Genomic DNA, 12391 nt, shown 5'->3' on the forward strand with positions numbered 1-12391 from the left:
CACGGAACGCGCTCATGAGGCGACTCTGCGTAACTCCGCGGGGTCCTCAGGAGTTGCTCCGGACATGATTACGACTGTCCCGGTCCCTCGGGCGCCGCTCGACGGCATCGCGCACTGGTACGAGCGCGAACTCGGCTGGGCGGTCGCCGACGGGGTTCCGGTGGAGCTGCTGACCGGGCTGCGCTTCGACGTCCTGGAGCTGCCGGCCGAGGCGGGCTTCGCGGTGCTGCGGCGCATCGCCGCCACCTGTCCGGTGGCGCTGGCGGGGCAGCGGATGCGGCTGCTGGTGGCCGCCGGGAGCGCGGACGAGCTGGACGGGCTGCTCGACTGGCTCGACTGGGGCGGGATCGCCCTGGACCTGACCGCGACCGGTGCGGGCGGCCGGATCACCGCCCCCGCGCCGCCCGGCTTCCCGGGGGCGTGCTCGCGGGGGGCCGCCAGGTGGCTGCGGCCCCCCGAGCCGGGGTGCGAGGCACGGCTACCGGCCATCGCCCCGATGGGACATCCCATGGGACACAGGGCCGGACCCGGGGACATTGGGCGTGTCCCCGATCTCGTACGACTGGTGGACGCGGCGGCGACGGAATGCCACCGGGCCCGGCTGCTGCGTACGAATACTCAGCCGTTGGCCTTCTCGTAGGCCTCGCGGATCTCGGCGGGTACCCGGCCGCGGTCGTTGACGCTGTAGTTGTTGGCCTTCGCCCACGCACGGATCTCGGCTGTGTCCTTGCTGCCCCCGACGGCGACCGCACGGCCCTTGCCCCGGCCGGTCGCGGCGCGCCCACCGGTACGCCGCCCGCTCTTGGTGTACGGCTCGAGGAGGCCGCGGAGCTTGTCCGCGTTGGCGGTGGTGAGGTCGATCTCGTAGGTCTTGCCGTCCAGCGCGAACGTCACGGTCTCGTCCGCCTCGACGCCGTCGAGGTCATCGACAAGAAGGACCTGAACCTTCTGTGCCACCGGATTTCCTTTCATCGAAAATGCAGTACGCGGAAAGGAAACCGCTTTTGCCTGGAAAACACAAACCCCTGGTGGAGGTTCCGGAGGGCATCGGCACGGGAAACGTACGCGATTCGGACATAGGCCCCGCGGAGTGACAGCGTCCGGGAATAGCGGGCGGCCGATCACAGGTGCAGAAGCATCCGACTGTTGCCCAAGGTGTTCGGCTTCACTCGTTCGAGACCGAGGAACTCGGCGACGCCCTCGTCGGAGGAACGCAGCAGCTCGCTGTAGACATCTCCGTCGACCGGAGTCTCTCCGATCTCGACGAAGCCGTACTTCGCAAAGAAGTCCACTTCGAAGGTGAGGCAGAATACCCGGCGCACACCCAGCCAGCGGGCCGTCTGCAAGAGCTTCGCCAGCAGCCGGTGCCCCACTCCGGCGCCCCGGAACTCCCGGTCGACGGCCAGAGTGCGTACTTCTGCCAGGTCCTCCCACATCACATGCAGTGCCCCGCAGCCCACCACCTGGGCATCTTCGTCGCGTTCCGCGACCCAGAACTCCTGGATGTCCTCGTAAAGCGTGACCGTCGCTTTGTCGAGCAGGATCCGATCGCGAACGTACGAGTCCAGGAGTCGCCGAACCGTGGGCACATCACTCGTCCGCGCCCGGCGAATGGTGACGGCTTTTCCGTTTGCATGAGGAACCTGGGGATGTGCACGGGTCATGTCGGGACGCTATCGCCCCGTCCCGCCGCCGCCGGAACCGGCATCGGCTTCCGGCTCTGCTTCCCGTCCGGCCTCCGCGTCCGGTTCTGCTTCCGGTTCCGGTGCGCGTTCCGCCCCGCGTTCCGGTGCACGTTCGGGTGCGGGTCCCGGCTCGTCCCGTTGAACCATCCGTACCGCGTCGCGGAGCGCTTCTCGCTGTTCGGCCGACATCATGCCGAAGAAGGCGACCAGGGCGGCTGCGGGGTTGTCACTCGTCGACCAGGCTTCGTTCATCAGTGCGGCGGAGTAGGCGGCTCGAGTGGAGACCGCCGTATATCGATAGGCGCGGCCTTCGGCTTCCCTCCGCACCCAGCCCTTCTGATGCAGATTGTCCATAACCGTCATGACGGTGGTGTAGGCGATGGACCGTTCCTGCTGAAGGTCTTCCAGGACTTCCCGGACGGTGACCGGGCGGTTCCACTGCCACACCCGTGTCATGACGGCGTCTTCGAGTTCTCCCAAGGGGCGAGGCACACGAGAACGATAGTCGGAGATATCCGGATTGGCTTGATATTTACACAACAAAATGGGCGTACGGCTCGAAATGAGCCGTACGCCGCAGGGAGCTGCAGGGAGGATCAGGCTGTACTGCCGGGCCGCGGCGTCTGCTGCGCGGCCTCGGCCCGGGCGATGGCGGCGTCGACGGCCGCATCCTCCTTGGCCTTGTTGGCGCCGCCCTGGCTCTTGACGATAGTCACGATCAGACCGATGAAGAAGGCGGCCATCACCACGGGCGGCACAAGCGCGGATACGTAGTCCATGCCTTCAGGGTAGCTACCCGGCCGCGCGCGCCTCCGGCGGGGGCGTGGGCCTCCGGCGTGGCGGGAACACCTCGCCCGGCGTCGGGATTGGGCGGTCCGGCCGGGGTGCGCTGGGCTGCGGTACGGGCCTCTCCGGCGCCGGCTTCCCCGGCTTCTGCTCCTCCTTGCCGCCCGGGAGCGCGAGCAGCCGGGTGCGCGGCGCAGGGGTCGCGGGAGCAGGCGCCTGGCCGGTGCGGCCGGCCAGCCTGGCCCGTACGGACTGCTCCGCCAGCGCCTGACAGCGGTTGAACAGCGCCGCGCCGACGCGGTTGCCGCGCAGCGCCCGGAGTGCGGCGAGGTCGTCGGGGCTCGGGAGGTAGCCTGCGGCGAGGGCGTCCTGGAGCAGCTCCAGATACCCGGCCGTGGTGCCGGGCATGGCGGCCCGGTAGCGGCCGAGGTCCGCGAGCAGGAACGCCCGGAGCCGGCCGCCTTCGCGGACCGCTTCGTCCACGGAGTCCGCGAGGCGCAGGCAGTCCTGTACGTCCTCGTCCGTCAGGGGCGTGGAGTCTGAGTGGAGGGCATGGGCGAGGGCGCGCCGGAGCACACGCAGTTCGTCTGCGCTGAACGCCATGCCGCCACGGGAACCGTATGGCGTGGGCATGGGCCGACAATACGCGCTAATCGGACAAAATCCGCTCAACGTAGATCGTCCGGCGTGGTGGTACGCCTCCCGCGCACCGAGCGCGGGAGGCGGGTGCGTCAGAACGACGTGATGTTGCGTTCGTAGACCAGGCGGAGTCCGATCAGCGTCAGCCACGGCTCGTGCTCGTCGATCACGGACGCCTCGCCCAGGACCATCGGCGCGAGACCGCCCGTGGCGATGACCGTGACGTCTTCCGGGTCCTCGGCCAGTTCCCTGGCCATCCGGCTGACCACTCCGTCGACCTGGCCGGCGAAGCCGTACAGGATGCCGGACTGCATCGCCTCGACCGTGTTCTTGCCGATCACACTTCGGGGGCGGGCCAGCTCGATCTTGCGGAGCTGCGCGCCCCTGACGCCGAGCGCCTCGACCGAGATCTCGATGCCCGGCGCGATGACGCCGCCCGCGTACTCGCCCCGGGCCGACACCGCGTCGAACGTCGTCGCCGTACCGAAGTCCACGACGATCGCCGGGCCGCCGTACAGCTCGACCGCCGCGACCGCGTTGATGATGCGGTCGGCGCCGACCTCCTTGGGGTTGTCCATGAGGATCGGGACACCGGTCTTGATGCCGGGCTCGACCAGGACGGCCGGCACGTCGCCGTAGTACCGGCGGGTGACCTCGCGCAGCTCGTGCAGGACCGAGGGGACGGTCGCGCAGATCGCGATGCCCTCGATGTTGTCTCCGAGCTCCTCGCCGAGCAGCGGGTGCATGCCCATCAGGCCCTGGAGGAGTACGGCCAGCTCGTCAGCCGTGCGGCGCGCGTCGGTGGAGATGCGCCAGTGCTCGACGATCTCTTCACCGTCGAAGAGGCCGAGGACGGTGTGCGTGTTGCCGACATCGATGGTGAGCAGCATGGTCAGCTCGCCTCGCGCAGGTCGAGGCCGATGTCCAGGATCGGGGAGGAGTGGGTGAGGCCGCCGACAGCGAGGTAGTCCACCCCGGTCTCGGCGTAGGCGCGGGCCGTGTCCAGGGTCAGTCGGCCCGAGGACTCCAGGACGGCCCTGCCGGCGACGGCCTTGACCGCTTCCGCGGTCTGGGCCGGGGTGAAGTTGTCCAGCAGGATCAGGTCCGCTCCCGCCGCCAGTACTTCGTCCACCTGCGCGAGGGTGTCGACCTCGACCTCGATCGGTACGTCCGGAAAGGCCTTCCGTACGGCGCCGAAGGCTTCCGCCACGCCCCCCGCGGCGACCACGTGGTTGTCCTTGACCAGAGCCGCGTCGGACAGCGACATGCGGTGGTTGACGCCGCCGCCGCAGCGCACCGCGTACTTCTCCAGGGCGCGCAGGCCGGGGGTCGTCTTGCGGGTGTCGCGGACCTTCGCCCCGGTGCCTTCGAGTACGTCGGCCCAGGCGCGGGTGGCGGTCGCGATGCCGGACAGCCTGCACAGGATGTTGAGCGCGCTGCGCTCGCCGGTGAGCAGGTCGCGGGTGCGAGTGGTGACGGACAGCAGCTTCTGTCCGGCCTCGACTCGGTCGCCGTCCTCGACGTGCCGCTCCACCTCGAACGCGTCGGTGCAGACGATGGAGAGCACCGCCTCCGCGATGCGCAGGCCCGCCACCGTTCCGGTCTCGCGGGCGGTGAAATCGGCGGTGGCGACGGCGTCCTCGGGGACGGTCGCGACGGTCGTCACGTCCACGCCCCCGTCGAGGTCCTCCTCGATCGCCATGTGGGCGATGTCCTCGACCAGTACGGGGTCCAGGCCCGCGTCGGCGAGGAGCTGGGCGAGGGCGGGGTCCAGGCCGCACTCCATCGGGTCGGCGTCGTACGCGTCGTCCGCGCCGCAGCCACAGGAGTCACCGCAGCCGGTCTGGACGAGGGGAAGGTCGTTCGGGGTGGACACGGTCGGTCACTGCTCCTGGGGACGGGCGGCGGGAGGGACGGGGGACGGGACGGTGGACGGGGCAGCCGGGTCGGGCCACGTGGGAGGAAAAGCGGCTGTGTCGGTGCGGTGGATCACCAGGGCCCGCTTCTCGCTCCTGGAAAGTCGCACGACGAGATGGCGGTGCCAGTTCGCGTCGTCGCGGCCCGGGCGGTCCTCGCGCCAGTGGCAGCCACGCGTCTCCTCCCGTTCGAGAGCGGCGGCGACCAGGACCCGGGCCACGCACAGGAGGTTGGTGGCCTCCCATGTGTCGACACCCGGCTCGGCGGTCTTGCCGTGCGTCTCGAGGTCGTTGAGGGCGGAGAGGTACAAGGCCTCGAGGCCCTCGGCCGCGTGCCGGAGACTCCCGGCGGAGCGCAGCACACCGGCACCCCCGGACATGACCTGCTGGATTTCGATACGCGTCTCGGGACCGAGCAGCGGGACGGTGGACGGTTCCGGCGCGCAGGGCACGCACGGCGCACCGGCCGCCGGGGAGTTCTCCGCGATGTCCTCGGCGATGCGCTCGGCGAAGACTAGGCCCTCCAGGAGCGAGTTGGAGGCGAGCCGGTTCGCGCCGTGGACGCCTGTGCAGGCGACTTCGCCGCACGCGTAGAGGCCGGGGACCGTGGTGCGGCCGCGCAGGTCGGTCCGTACGCCGCCGCTGGCGTAGTGCGCCGCGGGCGACACCGGGATCGGCTCCGTCACCGGGTCGATGCCGTGACTGCGGCAGGCGGCGAGGATGGTCGGGAAGCGGTGCTCCCACATCTCGGCGCCGAAGTGGCGGGCGTCCAGATACATGTGCCGGGCGCCCTGTTCCCGCATGCGCCGCATGATGGCCTTCGCGACGATGTCGCGGGGGGCCAGCTCCGCCAGCTCGTGCTGCCCCAGCATGAAACGCACGCCGTCCGCGTCGACGAGATGCGCGCCCTCTCCGCGTACCGCCTCGGACACCAGCGGCTGCTGGCCCTCGGCGTCCGGGCCGAGGAAGAGCACGGTCGGATGGAACTGGACGAACTCCAGGTCGGAGACCTCGGCGCCGGCCCGCAGCGCGAGCGCCACCCCGTCGCCCGTGGAGACCGACGGATTGGTCGTGGCCGAGAAGACCTGGCCCATGCCGCCGGTGGCCAGGATCACCGCGGGGGCGTGTACCGCGCCGACGCCGTCGTGCTGGCCCTCGCCCATGACGTGCAGGGTCACCCCTGCCGTACGGCCTTCGGCGTCGGTGAGGAGGTCCAGGACAAGGGCGTTCTCGACGGTCTCGATCCGGGAGGCGTGTACGGCCTCGACCAGGGCGCGGGAGATCTCGGCGCCGGTCGCGTCGCCTCCCGCGTGCGCGATGCGGCGGCGGTGGTGGCCGCCTTCACGGGTCAGTTCTATCTCGCCGGTTGCGGCGGAGGTGTCGAACACGGCGCCGGTGGCGATCAGCCGCCGTACCGCGTCGGGGCCCTCGGTGACGAGCGTCCGTACGGCCTCCTCGTCGCACAGCCCGGCGCCCGCGACGAGCGTGTCGTCCAGGTGCTGCCCCGGGGTGTCGCCCTCGCCGAGCGCGGCCGCGATGCCGCCCTGCGCCCAGCGGGTGGAGCCGTCGTCGAGGCGTGCCTTGGTGACGACCACCGTCTTGCGGCCCGCCGCCGCGCAGCGCAGTGCGGCGGTGAGCCCGGCAACGCCGGAGCCGACGACCACGACATCGGCGGCGATCGCCCAGCCGGGGGCGGGGGCGTGCAGGCGTATTCCGGTGGTCACTTGGGCTCTCCACTGTGTCGGATCGGGGAAAAGGCCAGCGGGAGATTGTCGATCAGGCGGGTCGCGCCCACCTTCGCCGCCACGGCGAGGATCGCGTCGCCGGTGTGGTCGTCGGGGACCTCGGTGAAGTCGGCGGGGTCCCCGAGCACCAGGTAGTCGAGGACGAGCGGCGGATCCCACCGGGCGGCCTCGTCCAGTACGGCCTGCGCGGCGGCGCGTACCGCGGCGGGCACTCCCTCCGCGGCGCGGGCTACGGCGTGCGCGTCCGCGGATGCGCGGGCTTCGCCGATCTTGGCCAGCGCGGCGGCGCGCTGGTCGGTGGCGGGCACCGATTCGGCGCGGGCGCGCAGCGCCTCCTGCGCGGCGAGCCGGTCGCGGCCCGCGAACAGGGCGCGGGAGAGGGCGAGGGCCGTGTGCCGTTCGGCGGCGGAGAGGTAGCGGTTGCGGCTGGACAGCGCGAGGCCGTCACGCTCGCGGACGGTCGGCACGCCGACGATCTCGACGGGGAAATCGAGGTCCCGCGCCATACGACGGATCAGGGCGAGCTGCTGCGCGTCCTTCTGGCCGAAGAAGGCCACGTCGGGACGGGTGAGGTGGAGCAGCTTCGCGACGACGGTCAGCATGCCGTCGAAGTGGCCGGGGCGGGTGGCACCCTCGAGTCGCTCGCCCATCGGGCCGGCGTTCAGCCTGACCTGGGGCTCGCCCCACGGGTAGACCTCGTCGACGGACGGGGCGAACACGGCGCTAGCGCCCGCCTCCTCGGCGACCCGGAGGTCGGCGTCGAGGGTGCGGGGGTAGCGGTCGAGGTCCTCGCCCGCGCCGAACTGGAGGGGGTTGACGAAGACCGTTACGAGGACGAAGCCCTTGCGGCCGACGCGCTCGCGGGCGGCCCGGATCAGGCCCGCGTGTCCGTCGTGCAGGGCGCCCATCGTCATTACCACGGCGTTGCGGCCCGGGACGCCGTAGTGGCTGAGCATGTCGTCGAGGTCCTCGCGGGTCGGGACGAGCCCGAACGACTCGTCCCGACCCGCACGCGGGTTCCGGGCCCACGGCGTCGGGCTCACCGGTCGCCTCCTTCTGCCAGTACGCCGAGCAGGTCCTCGGCCAGCTCCGGCTTGAGCAGGCCGTGCGCGAGCGCGCGGTCCGCGGTGGATCGGGCCATCGCCAGGTAGCCGGCCACGGTCTGCGGCGCGTGCTTCCGCAGCTCCGCGACATGGGCGGCAACGGTACCGGCGTCGCCTCGGGCGACGGGTCCGGTCAGGGCGGCGTCCCCCGAGCGCAGGGCGTTGTCGAGCGCCGCGCCGAGCAGCGGGCCGAGCATCCGGTCGGGGGCCGCGACGCCCGCCTTGCGCAGCAGTTCCATGGACTGGGCGACCAGAGTGACCAGGTGGTTCGCGCCCAGTGCGAGAGCCGCGTGGTACAGCGGGCGCGCCTCCTCCTCGATCCACTCGGGCTCGCCGCCCATCTCGATGACCAGTGCCTCGGCTGCGAGCCGCAGCTCCTCGGGGGCGGTGACGCCGAAGGAGCAGCCGGCCAGCCGCTGGACGTCGACGGCGGTGCCGGTGAACGTCATGGCGGGATGCAGGGCGAGCGGCAGGGCGCCGACCCGGCGGGCGGGGTCGAGCACGGCGGCGCCGTACCGGCCGGAGGTGTGGACGAGCAACTGCCCCGGCCGCACTGCCCCGGTCTCGGCGAGGCCCTCGACGAGGCCCGGCAGGGCGTCGTCGGGGACGGTGAGCAGGACCAGTTCTGCGCGCTCGAGGACCTGGGCGGGCGGGACGACAGGGACGTCGGGGAGCAGCGTCGCGGCCCTGCGGACCGAGGCGTCGGAGACTCCCGAGACGGCGACGGGGCGGTGTCCCGCGAGCTGAAGCGCCGCGGCGAGGGCAGGGCCGACCCGGCCCGCTCCGACGACGCCGACGGTGAGACGGGCGGGGCGGTCCTGGGGGTCCACTGGGTGGGATGCGTTCACGCGCGACGGCCTTCCGTTCCAGTCCGCGGTGGGTACCGGACGATTCTTCGTCATGCTACGCCAGCGTCACTCCGCGCCTGCCGACTGTCCACAGGCTGTGGGCAGGGGGGTGCGGTGTCGGCGATGATCGACGGATGGCGGATACGACGGACCCGGCGGGCACAGCGGATGTGACGGGCACTGCAGATGCGGCGAGCACAGCAGATGGGGCGGGCGCGGCAGATGCGACGGACTCGACGGATGTGGCGGACTCGACGGATGTGGCCGACGGACCTGACGAGCAGGACCGGCAGCGCAGGATCGCCGCCTGGCGGGGATCGAAGCGGCGGCTGTGGCGGGCTTCGGGCGACGGGACGATCGGCGAGCAACTGGCCGCGCTGGCGGCGGACGCCGGCTCCGTGATCGACGTAAACGAAGGACTCGACTTCTACGGCGGGGGAGTGGTCGCCGAACTCGAGCGACGGGTCGCCGATCTGCTGGACCTGGAGGCCGCCGCATTCTTCCCCACCGGGACCATGGCCCAGCAGGTGGCGCTGCGTTGCTGGGCGGGCCGGACCGGGAACCCGGTCGTCGCGCTGCACCCGCTGGCCCATCCGGAGATACACGAAGGGGACGCCCTGTCCGTCGTGAGCGGACTGCGGACGGTCCGTCCGACGTCGGAGCCGCGGCTGCCGACCGCCCGGGAAGTGCGCGACTGCGGCGAGCCGTTCGGAACGCTGATGCTGGAGCTTCCGCTGAGGGAGGCGGGTTTCGTCCTGCCGTCGTGGGACGAACTGACCGCGGTGGTGGAGGCCGCCCGGGAACGCGATGCGGTGGTGCACTTCGACGGCGCACGACTGTGGGAGTGCGCTCCCCACTTCAGCCGTACGCTCCCCGAGATCGCGGCCCTCGCGGACAGCGTGTACGTGTCCTTCTACAAGTCCATGGACGGTATGTCCGGCGCGGTGCTCGCGGGCTCGGAGTCCCTCGTGGACGAGGCCCGGGTATGGCGTCACCGGTACGGCGGCCGGCTGTTCCAGCAGTACCCGGCGGTGGTGAGCGCGCTGCTCGGCCTGCAGCGCGAGCTGCCGCGCCTCCCGTCGTACGTCGCTCACGCGAAGGTGGTCGCCGCCGCACTGCGGGACGGCTTCCGGGAGGCCGGGGTGCCGTGGTTCCGGGTGAACCCGGAGGTGCCCCACACCCACCAGTTCCAGATGTGGCTGCCGTACGAGGCGGAGGTGCTGGACGAGGCGTCGGTGCGGCAGGCGGAGGAGACGGGAGTGACGCTCTTCCGCCGCTGGTTCCCGGGCACGCCGCCCGGTCTGTCGGTCACCGAGTTGACGGTGACGGCGCCGGGCCTGGAGTGGACACCGGACGACGTGAAGGCGGCGGTGTCGCACTTCGTCACGCGACTCGGGCAGGCGGTGTCCGGGCCGGCCGGAGGGTCGCTCGAAGGGCCGCCGCTCGAAGCGCCGCCGGTCGAAGCGCCGGCCGCCGACAGGTCGGGTCAGCGCGTCGGGCGGGCCGGGTGAGGGCCGAACGCGCGCGCCAGCGCGGCCCGTACGCGCCCTCGGGCGGGCCGCCCGGCGATCACCGCGCGGAAGGCCCGCTCATCGCGTATGAAGCGCAGCGTCTCCCAGTCGTGCGTACCGGGGAGCGGCGGTGTCGGGGCGCCGTGCTGGGCGGCGCGATACGTGTCGATCATGTGCTGCTGCAGTGCGTCCATGTGTTTCAGCGTGCTCTCGCCGGGGGCGGCCGGCGCGTCGATTGACCAGCACTGTCAAATGACGCCGGCCGGTCTCGCCCACCCGTGCACCATGGGGGTGTGAGCGTGACCATCGACATCGCGGGCCTGCCGCCCGAGCGCATCGTCTTCGCCCCGTCCCCGCTGGCGGAGCTGTGCATGGCCCTGCACGCGCTGTCCGAGCCGGCGCACCATCCGGGGCTGCACGGCTGGGCGACCGCGACGGCCGCCGGGCTCAAGCCGGAACTGGCGGACCGGCTGCACGAGGCCGACTTCCTGTGGCGTCACACGTTCTCCGACATCTTCATGCCGTTCGCCGGCGTACGCGACGGTGCGGGCGTCCCCGCGGCGACGCTGACCGAGGAACTGGACGCGCTGGACAGGCTGGACGACGAGCGGTTCGTGTCGGCCGCTCTGGAGTTCACCTGCGGCAGCGCGTACAACACCGGCAGCCCCTCTCCGCTCGTCGACTCGCCGATGCGTGTGCGGGCCCTGGAGGTGGCGGCCGCGCGCGGTCCCAGGCAGGCGGACTTCACCGCGCGGCTGCTGGACGATCCGGCGTCCGTACGGGCCTGGGTGCGACGACTGCTGGAGGACTGCGACCAGGCCTTCTTCGCGGACACCTGGCAGCGGGTGGGGGTCCAGCTCGCCGCGGACGCCCGGCACAAGACCGAACTGCTGCGCCGCAAAGGCCTCGCCGAGGCGGTCCGCGCGGTTTCGTCCGCTCTGACGGTGGACGACGACGGGACGCGCATCACCGCCGACAAGCTCACCCACGGCCATGCGAACGCGGTGGACCCGGCCGTCGGCGCCGGCCTCGTCTTCGTACCGTCCACCTTCGGGAGGCCGCATCTGCTGGTCCTGCACGCGCCCGGCTGGCGTCCGGTGGTCCACTACCCGATCGGCACGCCGGCACTGCCGACGCCCACCTCCGTGGCCCTGCTTCAGCTACGGATGGAGGCACTCGCGCACCCGATGCGCATGCGGCTGTGCCGCAGCCTGGCCCGCGCGCCGTACACCACCGGCGAACTGGCCGAGACGTACGGCATCACCGCCCCGGAGGTGTCCCGCCACCTCTCGGCGCTGAAGAAGGCGGGCCTGATCACCACCCGCCGCCGAGGGCGCTACGTGTTGCACCAGCTGGACCTCACGCTGGTGGCCCGGCTGGGCAGCGATTTCCTGGAGGGGATACTCCGCTAGGAGCGGGATGCTCCGCCAGGAGCGGAACACTCCGCCAGGCCCTGCGGCTCAGACCCCGCCGCCGCCCGCCCGGACCAGGCCGGTCTCGTATGCGAGGACTACCACCTGCACCCGGTCCCGCAGGGCCAGCTTCGTCAGGATGCGGCCCACATGCGTCTTGACCGTCGCCTCCGAAAGAACCAGCCGGGCCGCGATCTCGCCGTTCGACAGGCCCTGCGCGACCAGCAGCATGACTTCGCGCTCGCGCTCCGTCAGCCGCTCGATCTCCTTGCGCTGCGGCTCCTTGCCGCTGCTGGGCAGCATCGGCGCGAACCGGTCCAGTAGCCGCCGTGTCGTCGAGGGCGCGACCACCGCGTCACCGCTGTACACCGCGCGGATCGCGCCGAGCAGTTCACCCGGCGGCACATCCTTGAGCATGAAGCCGCTCGCGCCCGCCTTCAGCCCGGAGAAGGCGTACTCGTCGAGGTCGAACGTGGTCAGGATGATGACCTTCGGGTGGACCTCCTGCCCGCAGATGCGGCGGGTCGCCTCCACCCCGTCCAGCTTCGGCATCCGTACATCCATCAGCACGACGTCGACTGCCGTCGACCGCAGCACCTCGATGGCCTCGACGCCGTCACCCGCCTCCGCGACGACCTCCATGTCGGGCTGGGCGGCCAGCACCATACGGAAGCCGGTGCGCAGCAGCACCTGGTCGTCGACGAGCATCACGCGGATCGACATGTGTCGTCCCTTTCGTATACGGA

15 protein-coding genes are annotated in these 12391 nt (G+C 71.6%); 3 read left to right on the forward strand and 12 right to left on the reverse strand.

The features are described 5' to 3' along the window. Positions 1-64 precede the first annotated feature (64 nt). The gene (locus tag AB0M62_RS19490) at positions 65-640 is read left to right on the forward strand and encodes an SCO3374 family protein (protein ID WP_366075483.1); all 576 of its coding nucleotides are present in this window, start codon (positions 65-67) and stop codon (positions 638-640) included. On the opposite strand, the gene AB0M62_RS19495 is transcribed toward AB0M62_RS19490, so the two are convergent. The 10 genes from AB0M62_RS19495 to AB0M62_RS19540 all read right to left on the reverse strand — a co-directional run bounded on the left by AB0M62_RS19495 (position 619) and on the right by AB0M62_RS19540 (position 8722). Continuing rightward, positions 619-957, reverse strand: a complete 339-nt coding sequence (locus AB0M62_RS19495) for an Lsr2 family protein (protein WP_366075484.1) — start codon at positions 955-957, stop codon at positions 619-621. The genes AB0M62_RS19490 and AB0M62_RS19495 overlap by 22 nt on opposite strands. Before the next feature lie 164 nt (positions 958-1121). Further along, complete coding sequence (locus AB0M62_RS19500) at positions 1122-1664, reverse strand: amino-acid N-acetyltransferase (RefSeq protein WP_366075485.1); 543 nt, start codon at positions 1662-1664, stop codon at positions 1122-1124. A gap of 9 nt (positions 1665-1673) precedes the next feature. Further along, positions 1674-2177: a BlaI/MecI/CopY family transcriptional regulator gene (locus AB0M62_RS19505; RefSeq protein WP_366075486.1), complete on the reverse strand. Its 504-nt coding sequence runs from the start codon at positions 2175-2177 to the stop codon at positions 1674-1676. 104 nt (positions 2178-2281) lie between these two features. After that, a complete protein-coding gene (locus AB0M62_RS19510) occupies positions 2282-2464 on the reverse strand; it encodes a hypothetical protein (protein ID WP_366075487.1) in 183 nt (60 codons plus the stop codon). A 13-nt stretch (positions 2465-2477) separates the two neighbouring features. Next, positions 2478-3104 carry a hypothetical protein gene (locus AB0M62_RS19515; protein WP_366075488.1) on the reverse strand — a complete coding sequence of 209 codons (627 nt, stop codon included), beginning with the start codon at positions 3102-3104 and terminating at the stop codon, positions 2478-2480. A 98-nt stretch (positions 3105-3202) separates the two neighbouring features. After that, the gene (locus AB0M62_RS19520; RefSeq protein ID WP_366075489.1) at positions 3203-4000 is read right to left on the reverse strand and encodes a type III pantothenate kinase; all 798 of its coding nucleotides are present in this window, start codon (positions 3998-4000) and stop codon (positions 3203-3205) included. 2 nt (positions 4001-4002) lie between these two features. After that, the gene (gene nadC / locus AB0M62_RS19525) at positions 4003-4986 is read right to left on the reverse strand and encodes a carboxylating nicotinate-nucleotide diphosphorylase (protein WP_366075490.1); all 984 of its coding nucleotides are present in this window, start codon (positions 4984-4986) and stop codon (positions 4003-4005) included. Positions 4987-4992: 6 nt separating this feature from the next. Further along, positions 4993-6750, reverse strand: coding sequence for an L-aspartate oxidase (locus AB0M62_RS19530; RefSeq protein ID WP_366075491.1), 1758 nt, complete (start codon positions 6748-6750; stop codon positions 4993-4995). Then, complete coding sequence (panC, locus tag AB0M62_RS19535; RefSeq protein ID WP_366075603.1) at positions 6747-7727, reverse strand: pantoate--beta-alanine ligase; 981 nt, start codon at positions 7725-7727, stop codon at positions 6747-6749. The genes AB0M62_RS19530 and panC overlap by 4 nt, the downstream gene beginning before the upstream one ends. Positions 7728-7810: 83 nt before the next feature. Beyond that, positions 7811-8722, reverse strand: coding sequence for a DUF2520 domain-containing protein (locus AB0M62_RS19540; protein WP_366075604.1), 912 nt, complete (start codon positions 8720-8722; stop codon positions 7811-7813). 260 nt (positions 8723-8982) lie between these two features. On the opposite strand from AB0M62_RS19540, the gene AB0M62_RS19545 reads away from it, so the two are divergent. Further along, positions 8983-10233 (forward strand): beta-eliminating lyase-related protein, encoded by a 1251-nt coding sequence (locus AB0M62_RS19545; protein ID WP_366075605.1) that lies wholly within the window; start codon positions 8983-8985, stop codon positions 10231-10233. Here the strand turns inward: AB0M62_RS19545 and AB0M62_RS19550 are convergent. Beyond that, the gene (locus AB0M62_RS19550) at positions 10209-10427 is read right to left on the reverse strand and encodes a hypothetical protein (protein WP_366075493.1); all 219 of its coding nucleotides are present in this window, start codon (positions 10425-10427) and stop codon (positions 10209-10211) included. The genes AB0M62_RS19545 and AB0M62_RS19550 overlap by 25 nt on opposite strands. Before the next feature lie 105 nt (positions 10428-10532). Here AB0M62_RS19550 and AB0M62_RS19555 point away from each other — a divergent pair, with 105 nt between their 5' ends. Continuing rightward, positions 10533-11645, forward strand: coding sequence for a DUF5937 family protein (locus AB0M62_RS19555; protein WP_366075606.1), 1113 nt, complete (start codon positions 10533-10535; stop codon positions 11643-11645). Between the two features lie 48 nt (positions 11646-11693). Here AB0M62_RS19555 and AB0M62_RS19560 read toward each other — a convergent pair whose 3' ends face one another. Then, positions 11694-12368: a response regulator transcription factor gene (locus AB0M62_RS19560; RefSeq protein WP_366075494.1), complete on the reverse strand. Its 675-nt coding sequence runs from the start codon at positions 12366-12368 to the stop codon at positions 11694-11696. Positions 12369-12391: the final 23 nt, after the last annotated feature.

Origin of the sequence: Streptomyces sp. NPDC051219 (genome assembly GCF_040682335.1) — a bacterium.
GTDB lineage: Bacteria > Actinomycetota > Actinomycetes > Streptomycetales > Streptomycetaceae > Streptomyces.